This window comes from Streptomyces sp. NPDC048111 (assembly GCF_043202815.1).
In the GTDB taxonomy this organism is placed as follows: domain Bacteria; phylum Actinomycetota; class Actinomycetes; order Streptomycetales; family Streptomycetaceae; genus Streptomyces.
In genome coordinates this window covers 231265-248552 of the sequence record NZ_JBIDBD010000001.1, presented here as the reverse complement: position 1 = coordinate 248552, position 17288 = coordinate 231265, and the positions used below count along the sequence as shown (strand labels likewise).

Sequence of the window (17288 nt, the reverse complement as noted above, 5' to 3'; positions counted from 1 at the left end):
GGCACAGACGATGAACAACAGACGGACCGGGCGCACGGCCACCCCTCTTCGACGATCTCCGGTGATGGGTGATCTTCGTAGCGGGGACAGGAGGCCCAAGTCGAGCTGGGCCGACGCCCGTTCACTCCTTGGTGTGAGAAACGTGCTCATCACACCGCGATGGCGCAGGCATGGCCCGCGGCCTTGCGAACGCTAACGGCGGTGGCGGTTGTGGTGGGGGTGGTGCCAGGTGAGTACCAGGGCGAGGACGACGGGCACGAGGATGAGCGTCGTGAACATCATGGAGTGACGCGTGCCCGCCGGGCGGAGCCCTACACACCCGTCACCCGTGCGGGCCGCCCCACTGCTGCAACTGCGTCCCTGTTGCACTCGTGCGGAGGCGCTCGACACAGGCGTCCCGACCATGGGAAACGGGCTCGGGTGCCCCGTGCGGGGCCGTTGGCGGGACACCCGCGAGCATCCCGTCGCGGATGTTCGTTCGCAGGGCCACCCCGTGCCGACGGTCCGGTGCCGGGGGCCCACTCTCCCCCTTGGCATGCGGGCCGCCGGGACCCGGCGGTGCGTCAGGCGCGGCAGCGCAGCATCTCGAAGGCCGGGTTGGCGCGGTAGTCGTCCCAGAACGCGTCGCCGTACGCGGCGATGCCGGCGTCGGACACCTGCGTCGGCACCCAGGTGATCTCGCGGAAGCCGGCCCCGGCGAGACACGTCTCGAACACCTCGCGGCGCGCGAGGCCGGACGTGAAAGTGATCGGCGCACCCTCCAGCAGCGCGGTGACCCGCACTCGGGGTCCCGTCTCGGACTGCTCTCCGGTCAGCTCGGTGAGGAAGCCGTACGGGCGCGGAGAGGGCCCGTCGAAGTCGTAGTCCGGGGTCTGGTGCAGCATGAAGAACTCGCCGCCGCTCTTCAGGCTCGCGTGCACCTTGCGGCACAGGTGCTCGAACCCCTCGACGGTCTCCGCGTAGTTGAGCAGCATCACCGCGGTCGCCACGTCGAAGGGCTCCTCCTCCGGGGCGTAGTCGGCCACATCGCCGACCGCGTAGCGCACCCCCAGCGGCTCCGCCTGCTCGATCCCCTCGGCCGCGGCGATCATCTCGCCCGAGATGTCGATGCCGAACACATCGGTGGCTCCGCGCCGCTTCAGCTCGCGGCTGTAGAAGCCGGTCCCGCAGGCAAGGTCGATCACCCGCTTGCCGGCGACGTCCCCGACCATGCCGAGGAAGCTGGGGGCCTCCACGTACTGCGCCAGCGGCAGCGCCTTGAAGCCCTCGAACGCCTCGCCGATCTGGTCGTACATCTCCCGCGTGCTCATCGCACACTCCTCCCGTCAGGTGCCCTCGCGGTGGCTCGGGCTCCCGGCAGTCTCTCCATACGGGGCAGCGGGCCCGTACTGGCAGAAGCTCCAAAGATCATGAGTCGCCGTCCGGTGGACGCACGAACTCGCCTGCTCGGGCTGCCGGTTGAGGGTGCCTGCGCGACGCCGAGGGGCGGCCACCCATCGTGGGTGGCCGCCCCTCGGCGTCGTCGTCCGGCTCGGTCAGGCGGGCCTGCCGCCGAACGGGGCGCCGGACCCGTAATAGGTGTGCAGCTCCTCGTTGTAACCGGCGTTGCCGAGGTGCTGGTCGCGGTGGAACTCGGGGGCGTGCTTGATCTGGTCCTTCGTGCGGTCGACGTAGATCATCCGCTCGTCCGTGTCGATCCGCTCGATCGTGCCGGCGGGCAGGAGGACCTCCTTGCCGAAGATCCAGGGACCGGTGTCCACCACGAGGTAGGCCGATCCGGCCTCGTCCGAGTGCTTGTCGACCTTGCCGATGGAGCCGTCCGTCGCCTCGACCTTGTACCCCGTGAGATCGGTTCCGGCCACGCGGCCGGACGTCTCGCGGTAACCCCACATGCTGTCGGACATGACGTCAACTCCTTCATTCATCGAGCGTGCACACCAGGAATTCACCCGGTTTTGGCGAATGACGGTGGGGTGCCCCTTTATCGGGGCGGGTACCCGTACCGCCTATTGCCGCTTATTGCACCTATTGCCGTTCATTGCTTTCCGCGGCCCGCGGACATTTCCCGCGGGCATTTTCCTGAGCCGTCGGCCAGGGCCTACACCGCGTCTACCAGCGGTACCAGCGGCCGCTACTGCCCTTCGGGCGAGCGATGAAGCCGATCAGCCAGACCACCAGGACGATGATCGCGATCCACCAGAGCGCCTTCAGGGCGAATCCGGCGCCGAAGAGAATCAGGGCGAGCAGAAGAACGAGAAGCAGGGGAACCATAGTTATCAACCTCCGTGGAGCCAGGTGCCCCGGCGCGGGGCGGGCATGCACGGAAATGATCGAGTTTCTCTTCCGTATCACGGGGCACATGCCCCGGCCGCGCCCATTGCGGTCGCGCGCGCCCTGCCGGCGCTGCCGGCAATTGCGCGCATGGAAACGCCGCCCTGGACGACGGGGCGGCGCTGCGAGGGGCTCAGCCCGTCGATTCGTGCGGCACGGGATGGCCGGGGCGCTTGCTGCCCGAATGCGGGGCGCCCCTGCGGCCCGTGCCCGCCTCGTCCGTGTCCGGGATCTCGGGGTCGGGCCGTTGGCCGCGGGTGCTGCCCTCGGCGGATTCGGGGGCGTCCCACGGATCGTGGTCGCCCTCGGTGCCCGCCTGCTGGTCCGGCAGATCGTGGGGTATCGGCTGGGGCACGGGGGCGCCGGCGTCTCCCGGTCCTTCGGGCCTGCGGTCACTCACGACGGGTCCTCGCTTTCGGTAGGCGGTTCGTCCCGAACCGCGTACCCCGGGGGCGGGGGCTGATTCGGCCGGGCCGCGCGCGTTCAGCGGCCGTGCACGACCGAGAGCAGGGCGGCCACGATCGCCGTCAGGGCGAGAACGAGCAGGACGGTACGGCCCCAGCTCCCGAACGGGCTCGACGCGGGCGCGCCGTCGTACGCGCCGCCCGGCACCGCCGCGTCGTCGGCGCCGCGCAACAGGTCGCACAGCACACAGCGCTCCGCCGGGCGCGTGAGGAGGGGTGTGTCGAGCCAGTAGGCGTCGGAGAGGGAGGCAAAGGTCACTGGGGTGCGGCCGTGGCCGCCGGAAGAGGTCACGGCTGTCCAACGGCCGAGGCGGGCCTGCGGGCACGAGGGCCCGGCGTGTCGCTCCGCAGCCGTCCCGAGAACCACGCCGCCGCGAGCACCAGAAGCCACACGAGCACCGCGGGTCGTCGCCCCGTGCCGTCGCTGAGGCCGACGAGCGCGCACAGCGCCAGGGCGGGCAGTGTGGCGATGAGCAGTCGGGAAACGCCGCGCGAGGCACTCCAGTGCGTAAGTCCCGCCGCGATGACGAGATAGGTGCCGAGAGCGGTCGCCATCATCCAGGCGGTATGGCGCGGGAGCCCGCCGTCCGCGTGCTCCACCAGCACGCCGAGCCCCGCCGCGAGGGCCGCGACCGCGCCGGTCACGAAGCAGTGCAGTCCGAGCAGGACCCGGGTCGGCGGCGCCTCGGGGCCCAGGCACGGGATGCCGCCGCGTCCCCGGTTCAGGGACAGCGACCACAGCAGGACGAGGAGGAGGAAGGCGCCCGGAACCGTGACGTAGAGGCCCCGGCCCCAGTGGGCGCCGGAGGCGGACTGCACGATCTGGTAGACGCCTTCGCCCAGCACGATGATGGAGAACAGGCCGAGCCGCTCCGAGAGGTGCTCGGTGTCGGTGTGCGCGACGGCCACCGCCCGGCTGCGCTCCGGGGCTTTCTCGCGGCCCGCGGTCCGCTCCCGCTCCTGCTCCGCCTCCCGCTTCTGCTCCGCCTCTCGGGCCGCTTCCCGCTTCTGGTGGCGCTCGGCGCGGTGGCGCAGGGCGTGCAGCAGATGCTCCCTGGAGAACACGAAGGTGACGTAGAGGTCGATCGCGACGCCGGCCGCCCACAGCCAGGGGCGCGCCGGGCCGTGGACGAAGATGGACACGGTCCACGGCACGGCGCCCGCGGTGAAGGACACCGTCGGCCAGTCGACCAGGATCTCCCGCCGGTCGCCGAAAGCGTTCCCGCCGAGCAGGCGCGTGGCCGCGTACGCGACGGCGAACGCCGTGCCCCGCTCGCCCTGTTGGACGCCGTGCACGGCCGCTGCCATCACGGTCAGGCCGAACATGCCGATCAGCAGGATGCGGGTGCGGGTGCGTTCGCCCGCGACGTTGCCGTACAGGGTGAGCGACAGCCAGTTCGTCCAGAACGCCAGATAGAGCACGACGTAGAGGCCGACGTCGCGCCACCCCGGCTCACCGTGCAGCAGGTGCGCCAACTGGGCGACGCCGGCCACCGCGACGAGGTCGAAGAAGAGCTCGAGCCAGGAGGCGTGACGCTCCCCGCCGTGCGTCGTCACCAGGGATTCCGGGGGCAGCGGGGTGTTCGCGTATGTCTCGGCCACGGCCAGACCCTACTGCCGCCCGCGCACGCCCCCGAACAGACAATCGCTCCAGGCCGGTCGGGCGGCGCACGATTCCTGCCGTCCTCCCGTGTCCGGCTCGCACCGCAGCCGCCGAGCGATGGCACCCTTCTCCGGATCATTCCGGATGCCGCGGCCGTCATCGTCGCCGCTACCTTGTCGACCGCGTCCGCCACAGAGGATCGACCGCGTCTGCCACGGAGAAGGGACCGCGTCCGCCACGGAGCAGATCGACCGCGTCTTCCGCAGAGAGGCAACCACGTCCGCCACGAAGAGCCGACCGCGTCCGCCGCGCGGACCGGCCCGGGAGGGGAGCGTTCATGACGACCACCGCCACCACCGGCCGGCCGCCGGCCGCCGTACTCGGGCACCGGGAGCGCAAGGTGCTCCGGGCGATCGGATGCGGCATGCGGGACGAGGAGATCGCCTCGGCCCTCGCGATCCCCGAGGGCGAGGTGGCCGGACTCATCGCGCGCATCCTCGCCCGCCTCGGCCTGCGGGACCGGCCCGCCGCGATCGTCCACGCCTTCGACAGCGGCCTGGTCGTGCCCGGCCACGGCCCCCGTACGCACACCGCGACCACGCCCGAGCGGGGCGCCACCGGCCCGGCGGCGGGCGCCCGGGTGAGCATCTCCGTCCTCGGCCCCTTGCAGGCCCGCCAGGGCGGCCGGCCGCTGAATCTGGGGCACCTCCGCCAGCAGGCCGTACTCGCCGCGCTGGCCCTGAACGCCGGGCGCACGGTGAGCCAGCAGGAACTCCTCGACGGGGTATGGGGGTTGACGCCTCCGCTCACCAATGTGGTGCCGGTGTACGTCTACCGGCTGCGCAAGGCCCTGCGCAGCGGAGACGGGCCGGAGTCGGTCATCGAGCACGACCGCTGCGGCTACCGGCTCGCGCCCGGTGCGGTGGACGTGGACCTGGTACGGATGGAAGGGCTGCTCGCCGAGGTGGCCAAGGCCGAGCGTGCGGGGGACGGCACCGAGGCGCTCCGTCTGTGCGCGCGGGCGCTGGACCTGTTCCAGGGTGAGCCACTGGCCCAACTGCCCGGCCCGCACGCCGAGTTGGAGCGCATGCGGCTCATCGAACGCAGGGCCGCCGTGATGCGGCGCAAGGCGGAGTGGCAGCTGAGGCTCGGCAGGCACCTCGAAGCGATCGCCGAGCTGTTCCCGCTGGCCGCAGCGCACCCCCTCAACGAGCCGGTGGCCGCCCTGTTGATGCGCGCCCTGTACCGCGGCGGCCGGCAGTCCGAGGCCCTCGCGGTGTTCGACGGCACCCGCCGGCGGCTGGCCGACGAACTCGGCGTGCCGCCGAGCCCGCTGCTGCGCCAGGTGCACCAGATGATCCTGCGCGGCGACAAGGCGGCACCGGCCACGTCGCGTCCCGTGTACCGGGCGCGACGGCTCCATCCCGATTTCATCGGCCCCACCTAGCGTGTCCGCGTCCGGACGAGGGCCCGGACCACTGGGGAAGGACGACTCGATGGCGGGCAGAAGACGCAGGGCGGCACTGCCGATGGCGGTCATGGCCGCGGTCGCGATGATCAGCACCATGACGGCCGCCGGATCGCCGGGCACCGGAACGCGGACCGCCGGACAGGCATCGGACGCACCGACGATCCGCTACACCGAATACGGGATCCCGCACATCACCGCCTCCACCTGGGAGGGACTCGGCACGGGCTATGGATACGCCGCCGCCAAGGACAACATCTGCACCCTGGCCGACACGTACCTCATGGTCGACGCCCAGCGGTCGCGCTACCTCGGACCCGACGGCATGACCAGCCCCGGCGAGCAGCAGAACACCACCACCAACCTCAACAGCGACCTGTACTTCCAGCGGATCAACGACAACCACGTGGTGGAGCGTCTCCTCGACCAGCCGGCTCCCAACGGGCCCGAACCCGATGTCAGGAACGCCATACGCGGCTACGTCCAGGGCTACAACCGGTACCTGGCCGAGACGGGCGTGAACAACATCTCCGACCCGGCCTGCCGTGGCGCCGCCTGGGTGCGGCCGATCACCGAACTGGACGTCTACCGGCACGCCCACGCCGAGATCATCATGGGGGCCGCCGATCCGCTCCTGAACGGGGAGGTGACCGCGCAGCCGCCGGGAGCGCCGGCCATCGCGGCCAAGACGCCTGCCCCCGGGGCGCTTTCGCCCGGGGAGACCGCGCAGAGGATTCGGGACGCGATGGCCGCCGCCCGCGGGCAGAGCATGGGCAGCAACGCGCTCGCCGTCGGGTCTCAGGGCGTGTCCGCGGGCACCGGCATGCTGCTCGCCAACCCGCACTTCCCGTGGCAGGGCAAGAACCGGATGTGGGAGAGCCAGCTGACCATCCCGGGCAAGGTCAATGTCGCCGGGGCGAGCCTGCTCGGATTCCCCGCCGTGAACATCGGCCACACCGACGACGTCGCCTGGAGCCACACCATCGCAACGGTGGCACCCTTCGGCCTCTTCGACGTCCAGGTCGACCCGAAGGACCCCACCAGCTATCTGGTCGACGGCAGTTGGCAGAAGATGACCTCGCAACAGGTCGGCGTGGACGTACGGAACGCGGACGGCACCATCGGCAGGGTCACCAGAACGCTGTGGTCCACCCGGTACGGGCCGATCACCACGTCCCTCCAGGGTGTCCCGCTGCCCTGGCTGGTCAGCGCACACGCGGTGCGCGACGTGAACATGGACAACCTGCGGGCCCTGAACACCTGGTTCCACCTCGATCAGGCCACCGACGTCCACGACGTGGTGAACACCCTGGAGAGCACGGAAGGCGTCCCGTTTTTCAACACGGTCGCCACCGACCGCAAGGGCAACGCCCTGTACGCGGACATCCAGGCCACCCCGAACATCACTGACGAGCACGCCACGTCGTGCCTCACCCTGACCGGGCAGCTCCTGTTCAACCAGCAGCTGCGACTGCCGAACGTGCCGCCGATCTCCATCTTCGACGGCAAGCGCAGCGCCTGCGACTGGCCCGACGACCCCAACGCGGTCGCCCCCGGCCTCCTCGACCCGCACAAGCAACCGCGCCTGATCCGCACGGACTTCGTCGGCAACGCCAACGACAGCGCGTGGCTCGCCAACCCCGAGGAGCCGCTGTCCTTCCCCCGGGTGATGGGCGACACGGCGGCCCCCCGGTCGCTGCGCACCCAGGAACTCATCCTCACCGCGCAGAACCGCCTGGACGGTACCGATGGCCTGCCGGGCCGCGGCTTCACCCCGGCCACCATGCGGCAGTTGCTGTTCGCCGACAACAGCCGCGCCGCCGATCTGGCGCTCGACGCCACGGTGACGATGTGCCGGAGCCAGCCCTTCGGGCTCATCCTGGTGGACGGCAAGCTGGTCAATGTGAGCGAGGCCTGTCCGATCCTGGCCGCCTGGAAGGACCACAACTACACGGCGGACAGCCGGGGTTCATGGCTCTTCGCGAACTACTGGGCCTATCTGCTGGGGGGCAAGGCGATCGAAAGCGGGCCGTGGCGGGTGCCCTTCGACCCCAAGGACCCGGTGCACACGCCGAACTCCCTCGACCCCGGGAACTCCGCCGTCCGTGACGCGTTCGGCCGGGCCGTCCTGGCCCTGCGCACGGCGGGGATCGCACTCGACGCGCCGCTGTCGTCCATCCAGAAGGTCACCCGCAACGGCGAGCAGATCCCCATCCACGGATCGATCAGCGAACTGGGCGTCCTGAACGTGGTCACGCCCGGCCAGGTCGACGGCAGGCTCGACATCACCTTCGGATCCAGCTTCATCCAGCAGGTGGCCTTCACCGCCGACGGCCCGCCGCAGGCATCCTCGGTGCTGACCTACTCACAGTCCGCCAACCCGAACTCGCCGCACTACCTCGACCAGACGAAGCTCTTCTCGGCCGGGCAGTGGGTGACCGACCGCTTCACGGAGGCGGACATCGCCGCCTCCCCGGCCCTTGAGGTCAAGGTCCTGGACTAGGCCCCGACCTGCCGTTTCATCGGGATGTCACCGCCTCCCGGTACGTTCGGTCCCGGGCAACATCGAGACGCACAAGGGGGTACGCCGCAATGCGGAGAACGAGTCGATGGCGGATGGTGGTGGCCTTGACGGCCGCCGTGGTGGGCATGGCCCTGCCGGCCGGTGCGGCAGAGGCGGCCACTGCCGCACCGACCGCCAGCGCCCCGCCGCCGATGGCGGACGGATTCGGACTGACCCAGGTCGACACGACCACGGGCAGCGCCACCAACTTCAACCTCACCGTGACCACTCCCGAGGTCGCCGGCAAACACCACATCAAGATCATTCTGCCGAGCGGCTACTACGACGACCCGGCCAGGCGCTACCCGGTCCTGTACTTCCTGCACGGGTCGCCCGACGACCCCGTCCAGCAGAACTATCCGGCGTTCGGCACCACCAACTCGATGATCACCGTCATCCCCGACGGCGGCGCCCGCGGCTGGTACGCCAACTGGCTCAACCAGAAGACCGCGGCCGGGGCCCAGAACTGGGAGACCTTCCACCTCCAGCAGGTGATCCCGTTCATCGACGCCAATCTGCGTACGGTGGCCACCAAGAAGACCCGTGCCATCGCCGGTGTCTCCATGGGCGGGTTCGGCGCACTCCACTACGCACAGGACCACCCCGAACTGTTCAGCCAGACCGCCTCGCTGTCCGGAGACATCGACCTGTCGGCCAACGCCATGGACCTGCGGCTGGCCGTGGTCGCCTCGCTGATCGACGCGCAGGGTGCCTTCTGCGGCTCGTCGTCGGGGGTCTGCGACCCCAATGTCGACCCGTACAAGCCGGGCGTCGACAGTGATGCCCTGTTCGGCTCGCCCTACCCCGTCTTCAACGCCGACCGCGTGTGGAACGAGGTCGACCCGTCACAGCACATGGACAAGCTGGCCGGCGTCGGCGTCTCGATCTACGTCGGCAACGGGCGCGGGTCCGTCACCGAGCCGGAGTTCTGGCTCGAGAGCGCCTCGCAGCACGTCAAGAGCCGTATGGACGCGCTCGGCATGTCGTACCACTACGTCGACTACGGGGACGGAGCCGCTTGGGGCACCCAGTGCAACGGCGGCCACAACGGCGGCTGTTGGGACCAGGACCTCAGGGACCTGATCCCGCGCCTCGAGCGCTCCTTCGCCTCCTGACCGCCCCACGCCGGAGGCACGGAAGACAGGGTGGCCGATGATCGAGACGGCGGTCTCGCTGGGGGTCCGGGTCCACGACCCGGCGCCCCCGGCCGACCTGTTCTTCTTCCGCGGGGGCTGCCGGCTGCACGTACGGGACTGGGGCGGGCCGGGCCCCGCCGTGCTCCTGCTGCACGGCGGGGCGCTCAGCGCGCACACCTGGGACTTCGTCTGTCTCGGGCTGCGTGACGCGGCGCGGCTCGTCGCGCTCGACCTGCGCGGCCACGGCGACAGCGACTGGTCCGACGACTACCGCATCGCCACCATGGCCGAGGACGTCGTCGCCGTCGCCGGCCACCTCGGGCTCGACCGGGTGCGCCTCGTAGGGATGTCCCTGGGCGGTGTCGTCGCCGCCCACGTGGCGGCCGCGCATCCCGGTCTCGTCGAGCGGCTGGTACTGGTCGACGTCGCGCCGGGCGTCGACTTCGGGAGCACCGGCCGGGCCCGCGCCTTCATGGCGGGCCTCGAGCCGGCCGCTTCGCTCGACGCCGTGGTGGACGCCGCGCTCCGTGTCAGCCCGCGGGCCGACCGCGGCACGCTGACGTACCGGATGAGCACGCTGTTCCGGCCCGGGCCCGGGGGCATGTGGGTCCCGAAAGGTGATCCCCGGCCGCCGGACTTCCCCGCGATCCTGGCCGCCATCGAGCGACTCGGCGCGCAGCTCACCGCTCTGCCGGTGCTCCTCGTGCGCGGCGGCCGCAGCAGAGTGCTGCCGCAGGCCACCGCCGAACGCTTCGTGCAGCACCTTCCGGACGCCCGGCTCGCGGTCGTGCCGGACGCGGGACACATCGTGCAGGAGGACAACCCGGCCGCGCTGACCGAGGTGCTGCGTGCTTTCGTCGGTGGCCGGGGGGCCGGCTACGGGGTGTAGACGGCGTTGGTTCCGTACAGCTGCTGAGTGAAGCCGGACATGTAGGTGTGCCGGTCGGCGCCGTCGAGGTTGTAGGTGAGGTACACGCCGTAGCCCCCACTGACGGTGCGCCTCGCGAGGTCGGCGGCCGTGCTCGCCGAGGTCGCGGCGAAGTCGATCGCCGCGGGGGAGAGGGCCGACTTGGGCAGTGCGATGTTCGGCACGCCCCAGGTGCCGTAGTACGGATTCCAGGCGTAGTTGAACTTCGACGCGATGGTGACGCCGCCGTAGGACAGCCGCGAGGCCGCCGGGCCGATGTTGTAGAGCGAGATGAGCTTGCCCGGCATGTCGGCGCGCAGCGCCGAGACCAGGTACACGAACGAGCTGCTGTTGGGCCGGCCGGTCCCGTTGTTGCCGTACTCCGCGTACTCGTCGTCGAAGTCGATGCCGTCGAGTCCGTACGTGGTGACGGCGTCGGACAACTGCTTGGCGAACGCCGTCGCCGCGCTCTTGGAGGGGAAGTTGGCGAAGCCCGCGCCCTGATGGTTCCCGAGCACCGACAGCATCACCTTGATGCCCTTGGCCTGCAAGGGGCGTATCTGGGTCTGGGCGTTGTCGAGGACGTGCCGCACCTGGTCGTTGAAGTACAGGTACGCCGACTTCTTGGACGTGTCGTAGTTGATGTTGGCGGCGAAGATGACGGCCACGTCGAACACGTTGCCGCCGCCGTTGGCCAGGGTGTACTTGCCGACGTTCAGCATGCTGTTGCTGTTGACCTCGACGTAGGCCACCGAGGTGGGCCCCTTCTTGACCGGCGCCGGTGCCGGTGCCGGTGCCGGTGCCGGTATTGCCGCTGCCGCGGGGGTGGTCGCCAACGCGCCGCCCACCAGCGCCGCGACCGCCATGAGGGAGAGCGCGGCAGTCCGTACTCCGCCCCGACCGAAGTTGCGCATGGTTCATCAGCCTCCTGACACATGGACTCCTGCCACGTGGACTCCCGTCACGTGGAATCGGGAGCCTGCCACAACCTTCAGGCCACGGATAGAGCGCCTCGGCACATGACTGACACAACGTCAGTCACTGTTGCCCCAGGCCGTGTTCACTTTGCTCACGCACCCGTAGGTACGCCTCCAGCTCGGCGGCTCCGGCCAGCATCGCGCGCCCGCGGTCGGACAGGCGGCCGTGCCAGTCCCGCAGCACGCCCTCCAGTGGCGCCACGCCCCCGGCCTCCCGCACCCGCGCGATCAGTGGCGCGATCTGCTCCAGCAGATGCCCACCGCGCCGTAGTTGATGGACCAGCCGGGCATCGCGTACGGCGGCCTCGTCGTAGACGCGATAACCGGTCAGCGGGTCACGCCGCGGAGTGACCAGACCGGCGCGCTCCCATGTGCGCAGGGTCGCGGGCCGGACACCGAGCGTCTCGGCGAGCGGCCCGATGAACGTGCCTCCGGGCGTGGAGGTGACGGCAGATCCGGATTCGGCCCCGTCCAGGGTGCGCAGGGCCTGCTCCACCGCCTCCAGCGTCCGGCGGTCCTCCCGGAGGCGGGCATGGCTGTCGTCGATGAGGTGCAGCGCCTCACCCACCGCGCCGCCGTTCACGGCCCGCATGATCGCCGCGGCCGTCCCGTGGCCGTGGCCGGGCATCAGGGCCACGAAGGCGGCCAGGGCCCGCGCGTGGAGCGGCGTGTAGGTGCGGTAACCGTGCGCGGTGCGCTCGGCGCCGGGCAGGATGCCCGCCTCCTCGTAGTTCCGCACCGCCTGGGCGGACAGGCCGTGGGCGCGCGCCAGATCAATGGGGCGGAGCCGACCACCGCTTTGAAGGTTTCGCGTCACTGGACCGCCTCTGGCACACCAAAGTTTCAACCGAAGGTTCAACGATACCGTTGAAGGCATGCCAACCGACATCCAGGACACCGTCCACACCGTCGAGGCCGCGGCCGTGCTGGGCCTTTTTCCGGCCCGGCCGCGGCTGCTCGCCCTGGGGGAGCCCACGCACGGCGAGGACGCACTGCTCGAACTGCGCAACGACCTCTTCAGGCAACTCGTCGAGGAACAGGGCTACCGCGCCATCGCCATCGAGAGCGACTGCCTGAGCGGCCTCGTCGTGGACGACTACGTCACCACCGGCGCCGGCACCCTGGACGACGTCATGCGGGACGGCTTCAGCCACCCCGACATCGGGCTCGCCACCTCGGTCGCCAACCGTGAACTGGTGCGCTGGATGAGGGAGTTCAACGAGAACAGGCCCCGGTCCGAGCAGGTGCGCTTCGCCGGATTCGACGGCCCGCTGGAAATGGCGGCCGCCGCGAGCCCCCGGCGGGCCCTCACCGCGCTCTTCGACTGCCTCGCGGCCCACGTGGACGCGGACCTGCTCCCCTGCACCGCTCAGAGGCTCGACGACCTCCTCGGCGCCGACGAGCCGTGGACCGATCCCGGCGCGATGATGGACCCGGCCCGATCCGTGGGCCGTACCCCACGCGCCGGCGAACTGCGTCTGCTCGCCGAGGACTTCGCGACCCTGCTCGAAACCCAGGCTCCGCACCTGGAGGCGGCGATGACCCCGGACGCGTGGGACCGTGCGCGCCTCTGCGCACGCACCGCCCGCGGCCTGCTGCGCTACCACCACTGGATGGCCGACACCTCACCGGGCCGCATGGCCTGGCTCGTCGCCGTGCGCGACCAGATGATGGCCGACAACCTGCTCGCCCTCGCCGAACGGCACTCGACCCTGGTGCACGCGCACAACGGCCATCTCCAGCGGAACCGCAGCACGATGCGGATGGGCGGCAGGCCCGTGGAGTGGTGGAGCGCCGGCGCCCTCGTCGGCGCCCGGCTGCGCGAGGAGTACGGCTTCCTCGCCACCGCCCTCGGCACCGTCCGCCACCGAGGTGTGGACGTCCCGCCGCCGGACACGGTCGAAGGCATGCTGTACGCGGGGCCGCTGGAGCGCTGCGTGGTCGACGCACCCGGCCTGGCCGCCGCCCTGCGGGACGCGCCGGCCGCGCCCCGTCAGTCCGCCTACTACGGCTACGCCCCACTGGACCCGGCCCAACTGGCGTCCAGCGACGGCCTCGTGTTCCTCAAGGACGTTCCGCGGACTCCGGGCCGCTGACCCCGCGCCACGGATGTGCCTTCGGCCCCGGCGCATGCGCACCTCTGCGACGGCGCAGGTCACGCACGCCCGTTGGATCTTCCGCCGAGCGGCTCGCCCCGCCATGGTCGGGAACGCGCATTGAGCGCCGGGGCGGCGCCGGGATTGGATGGCCGCAGCCGCAGCCGCACCCGGTCCGCCGCGAAGGAAGCGCATGTCATCCATGCTGAAGGGCTGTACACCGTGGCCCCAGGGATTCGTCGACCACTACTGGGCGGCCGGATACTGGCGGGGCAACACGCTGGACAATCTGCTGCGCGACTGGGCCCTGCGGTACGGCCCGAGGGCGGCGCTGGTGCACGGCGGCACCCGCCTCACCTACGCGGCGCTCAACCGGCGCGCGGACCGCATGGCCGCGGCGTTCCGGCTGCGCGGTCTGCGCCCCGGGCAGCGGGTCGTCGTCCAGCTGCCCGGCGCGCCGGAGTTCGTCGTCACCGTCTTCGCGCTGATGCGCGCCGGCCTGGTCCCCGTGCTCTGCCCGCTCAGCCTCCGTGAGCCCGAGATCCCGGACATCGTGCGCCTCACCCAGGCGGTCGGGTATGTCGGCCCCTCGGTGCACAACGGCTTCGACCACAGCGCGATGGCCGCGCGCATCGCGGCCCAATGGCCTTTCCTGCGGCGGGTGTTCACCGTGGAGCCGCCCGGCACCTCGTCCCCGTACGGCGGTCTGACGACCGACCCCTCGGGCTGCCAGTACTCCCCGCTCGACACCCTCGACTCCCCGCCGGGGCCGGCGCTCGCCCCGAGTGCCGACCGGGTGGCCTTCTTCACCCTGTCCGCCGCCGTCGGCGACACACCCCGCCTCGTGCCGCGCACCCACAACGACTACGCCTGTCAGCTGCGGGCCGCCGCCGAGCTGGTCCCGCTCGCCGAGACCGATGTGTACCTGGCCGCGCTGCCCGCCGAGAGCGAGCTCGCCCTCGGCTGCCCCGGCATCCTCGGCGTCCTCGCCGGCGGTGGCACGGTCGTCCTGGCGGAGGGCCAGGAGCCTGCCGCCCACCTCTCGCTCATCGAGCGGGAACGCGTGACGCTGACCTCGCTGTCCCCCGAGGCCGCCCGGGCATGGCTCGATGAACTTCCCGCCGATCAGGCCGACTTGAGCAGTCTGCGCCTCCTTCAGGTCGTCGGCGGCACGCCCCTGCCCCGGGCCGCCGCCGAGCGGCTCGGCGCGGCACTCGGCTGCCGTTCGCAGTCCGTCCTCGCCCTGCCCGAAGGCCTGCTCGTCCTCCCGGGTGGCGAAGACCGGCACGGGACGACGGCGCTCACCGCCCACAGCCACCCGCTCCCGCCCGGCGACGAGACGCGCGTCATCGGCTCCGACGGCACGGAGGTGCCCGACGGACAGCCCGGCGAGCTCCTGGTCCGGGGCCCGCACACGGTGCGCGGCTACTACCGGGCGCCCGAGCAGAACGCCGTCTCCTTCACGCCGGAGGGGTACTTCCGCACCGGCGTCCGCGCCGCGCGCACCTGCGGAGGCCGTCTGCTGGTGACCGGCCGGATCACGGACGTTCCGGACTGAGGGGGAGGGGCAGCGGCCGGCGGCCCGTCGCCCGCTCGGCGTACTCAGTGTGTTTGCGCGGACCGAACCCGGTAACACGCTGTAGTGACAGACCGTCAGTATCCGACGGAAGGTGAAGACATGACCCTCGTTGTGGCGCTCATCCTCGCCGTTGTTCTCGTTCCCATCGCCATGCTCGTCTTCGCGCCGAAGGCGCCCGCGCGGCGCAACCCCTTCCCGCGCGGCCGCTACGCCCGCAGGCGTCTGCCCACCGTGCCGCGCCAGTCCCACGCACGTCGTCACGCCCGCTGACGCCTCGCCCGATCCGACGGCGGCCCGCGTGGCCGGAACGCGCACGTTCGGATACGCGCCCTCCCGGCGCGGCTGATAGCTTCCGCGAGATGATCTTGCTGCCTGCCCCCGGCGGCGGCAGCGTTCCCGCGAACAAGGAAGCCCGAATTGGCCCGTCACCCGCGAAGGCGCGTCCGCGTCCTCGTCCTGCGCACCGCCGTCCCGGCCCTCATGGCCGCCCTGCTCCCGGCGGGCCCCGCCCTCGCGGACGCGGGGCCCGCCCCGGCCACCCCGCACCTGGACGCCGTCGAAGGGGCGCTCCGCCAGGTCTCTCCGGGCCTGGAGGGGCGGGTCTGGGAGCGCACACGGGGAAACACCCTCGACGCGTCGGTGCCCGGCGGCGATGACTGGCTGCTGCAGACTCCGGGCTGCTGGAGTGACGACACCTGTGCCGACCGGCCCGGAACCCGTCGGCTGCTCGCCCGGATGACCGACAACATCGCGAAGGCGACCGGCAGCGTCGACATATCCACCCTCGCCCCGTTCCCCAACGGCGCGTTCCAGGACGCCGTGGTGAGCGGCCTCAAGGCCTCCGTGGCGTCCGGCCACCACCTCACGGTGCGCATCCTGGTGGGCGCCGCGCCGCTGTACCACCTGAACGTCGTACCGTCGAAGTACCGGGACGAACTCGTCTCGCGGCTCGGCAAGGACGCGGCCGGCGTCACCCTCAACGTCGCCTCGATGACCACGTCGAAGACCGCGTTCTCCTGGAACCACTCCAAGCTGCTCGTCGTCGACGGCACGTCCGTGATCACCGGCGGGATCAACAGCTGGAAGGACGACTACCTCGACACCAGCCACCCGGTCTCCGACGTCGACCTCGCCCTGAGCGGCCCGGCCGCCGCATCGGCCGGCAAGTATCTGGACGAACTGTGGTCCTGGACCTGCCGGAACCGGAACAACATCGCCAGTGTCTGGTTCGCGTCCTCCAACGGCGCCGGATGCATGGCGACCCTGCCCCGCACCGCTCCCCAGGTGTCCACCGCGGATGTGCCCGTGATCGCCGTCGGCGGCCTCGGCGTCGGGATCCGGCAGAGCGATCCGGCGTCCGCCTTCCGGCCCAACCTGCCCGGGGCCGCGGACACCAGGTGCGTCGTGGGCCTGCACGACAACACCAACGCCGACCGCGACTACGACACGGTCAACCCGGAGGAGAGCGCGCTGCGGGCCCTCATCTCCAGCGCCAGCCGCCACCTCGAGATCTCCCAGCAGGACCTCAACGCCACCTGCCCGCCGCTGCCCCGGTACGACGTCCGCGTGTACGACGCGCTGGCCGCCAAGATGGCGGCGGGCGTCAAGGTCCGCATCGTCGTCAGCGACCCGGCCAACCGCGGCGCCGTCGGCAGCGGCGGCTACTCGCAGATCAAGTCCCTGGCCGAGATCAGCGACGCCCTCCGCGATCGGCTCGCGCTGCGCACCGGCGACGCGGCCTCGGCCCGCACCGCGATGTGCTCCACCCTCCAACTCGCCACGTTCCGCAGCTCGTCGAGCCCCCGCTGGGCGGACACGCATCCCTACGCCCAGCACCACAAGCTGATCTCCGTGGACGGCTCGGCGTTCTACATCGGGTCGAAGAACCTCTACCCGGCCTGGCTCCAGGACTTCGGGTACGTGGTGGAGAGCCCTACCGCCGCCGGACAGCTCGACGCCCAACTGCTCGCCCCGCAATGGCAGTTCTCCCGGGACACCGCGACCGTCGACTACGAACGCGGCATCTGCCAGGGCTGAGGCCTCCAGGCCCGACAGCAGTGTGCGGGGTGGGGGGGGGGGGGGGGGGGGGGGGGGGGGGCGGCCCCGCGCGGGCGCGGGGGGGGGGGCGGCGGCGCGCCCCCCCCCCCCGCGGCGGGGGGGGCGC

16 protein-coding genes are annotated in these 17288 nt (G+C 71.3%); 8 read left to right on the top strand and 8 right to left on the bottom strand.

What is annotated here, in order from left to right; genetic code table 11:
* Window positions 1-563 precede the first annotated feature (563 nt).
* The 6 genes from ACGF3I_RS01135 to ACGF3I_RS01110 all read right to left on the bottom strand — a co-directional run bounded on the left by ACGF3I_RS01135 (window position 564) and on the right by ACGF3I_RS01110 (window position 4397).
* The gene (locus tag ACGF3I_RS01135) at window positions 564-1310 is read right to left on the bottom strand and encodes a class I SAM-dependent methyltransferase (RefSeq protein WP_393128395.1); all 747 of its coding nucleotides are present in this window, start codon (window positions 1308-1310) and stop codon (window positions 564-566) included.
* A 225-nt stretch (window positions 1311-1535) separates the two neighbouring features.
* Window positions 1536-1904: a PRC-barrel domain-containing protein gene (locus ACGF3I_RS01130; RefSeq protein ID WP_393128394.1), complete on the bottom strand. Its 369-nt coding sequence runs from the start codon at window positions 1902-1904 to the stop codon at window positions 1536-1538.
* 205 nt (window positions 1905-2109) lie between these two features.
* Window positions 2110-2271 (bottom strand): hydrophobic protein, encoded by a 162-nt coding sequence (locus ACGF3I_RS01125; RefSeq protein ID WP_393128393.1) that lies wholly within the window; start codon window positions 2269-2271, stop codon window positions 2110-2112.
* A 193-nt stretch (window positions 2272-2464) separates the two neighbouring features.
* Window positions 2465-2731: a hypothetical protein gene (locus tag ACGF3I_RS01120; RefSeq protein ID WP_393128392.1), complete on the bottom strand. Its 267-nt coding sequence runs from the start codon at window positions 2729-2731 to the stop codon at window positions 2465-2467.
* A gap of 83 nt (window positions 2732-2814) precedes the next feature.
* A complete protein-coding gene (locus tag ACGF3I_RS01115) occupies window positions 2815-3054 on the bottom strand; it encodes a hypothetical protein (RefSeq protein WP_393128391.1) in 240 nt (79 codons plus the stop codon).
* Between the two features lie 29 nt (window positions 3055-3083).
* Window positions 3084-4397 (bottom strand): low temperature requirement protein A, encoded by a 1314-nt coding sequence (locus ACGF3I_RS01110; protein ID WP_393128390.1) that lies wholly within the window; start codon window positions 4395-4397, stop codon window positions 3084-3086.
* Window positions 4398-4735: 338 nt separating this feature from the next.
* Here ACGF3I_RS01110 and ACGF3I_RS01105 point away from each other — a divergent pair, with 338 nt between their 5' ends.
* From ACGF3I_RS01105 to ACGF3I_RS01090, 4 genes are all read left to right on the top strand, one after another.
* A complete protein-coding gene (locus tag ACGF3I_RS01105; RefSeq protein WP_393128389.1) occupies window positions 4736-5845 on the top strand; it encodes a BTAD domain-containing putative transcriptional regulator in 1110 nt (369 codons plus the stop codon).
* Between the two features lie 49 nt (window positions 5846-5894).
* Window positions 5895-8369, top strand: a complete 2475-nt coding sequence (locus tag ACGF3I_RS01100; protein ID WP_393128388.1) for a penicillin acylase family protein — start codon at window positions 5895-5897, stop codon at window positions 8367-8369.
* 89 nt (window positions 8370-8458) lie between these two features.
* Window positions 8459-9544, top strand: a complete 1086-nt coding sequence (locus tag ACGF3I_RS01095) for an alpha/beta hydrolase (protein WP_393128387.1) — start codon at window positions 8459-8461, stop codon at window positions 9542-9544.
* Between the two features lie 37 nt (window positions 9545-9581).
* Complete coding sequence (locus ACGF3I_RS01090; protein WP_393128386.1) at window positions 9582-10454, top strand: alpha/beta fold hydrolase; 873 nt, start codon at window positions 9582-9584, stop codon at window positions 10452-10454.
* On the opposite strand, the gene ACGF3I_RS01085 is transcribed toward ACGF3I_RS01090, so the two are convergent.
* Together ACGF3I_RS01085 and ACGF3I_RS01080 are read right to left on the bottom strand one after the other, a co-directional pair.
* Window positions 10442-11386, bottom strand: coding sequence for an endo-beta-N-acetylglucosaminidase H (locus tag ACGF3I_RS01085; protein WP_393128385.1), 945 nt, complete (start codon window positions 11384-11386; stop codon window positions 10442-10444). The genes ACGF3I_RS01090 and ACGF3I_RS01085 overlap by 13 nt on opposite strands.
* A 124-nt stretch (window positions 11387-11510) precedes the next feature.
* The gene (locus tag ACGF3I_RS01080) at window positions 11511-12266 is read right to left on the bottom strand and encodes a TioE family transcriptional regulator (protein ID WP_393128384.1); all 756 of its coding nucleotides are present in this window, start codon (window positions 12264-12266) and stop codon (window positions 11511-11513) included.
* Between the two features lie 58 nt (window positions 12267-12324).
* On the opposite strand from ACGF3I_RS01080, the gene ACGF3I_RS01075 reads away from it, so the two are divergent.
* The 4 genes from ACGF3I_RS01075 (at window position 12325) to ACGF3I_RS01060 (ending at window position 17161) form a co-directional block, all read left to right on the top strand.
* Complete coding sequence (locus tag ACGF3I_RS01075) at window positions 12325-13545, top strand: erythromycin esterase family protein (protein ID WP_393128383.1); 1221 nt, start codon at window positions 12325-12327, stop codon at window positions 13543-13545.
* A 193-nt stretch (window positions 13546-13738) separates the two neighbouring features.
* Window positions 13739-15103, top strand: coding sequence for an AMP-binding protein (locus ACGF3I_RS01070; RefSeq protein WP_393128382.1), 1365 nt, complete (start codon window positions 13739-13741; stop codon window positions 15101-15103).
* 120 nt (window positions 15104-15223) lie between these two features.
* Entirely contained in the window at window positions 15224-15394 is a 171-nt protein-coding gene (locus ACGF3I_RS01065) for a hypothetical protein (RefSeq protein ID WP_393128381.1), read from the top strand.
* Window positions 15395-15541: 147 nt separating this feature from the next.
* Complete coding sequence (locus ACGF3I_RS01060; RefSeq protein ID WP_393128380.1) at window positions 15542-17161, top strand: phospholipase D-like domain-containing protein; 1620 nt, start codon at window positions 15542-15544, stop codon at window positions 17159-17161.
* The last annotated feature ends 127 nt before the right edge of the window (window positions 17162-17288 follow it).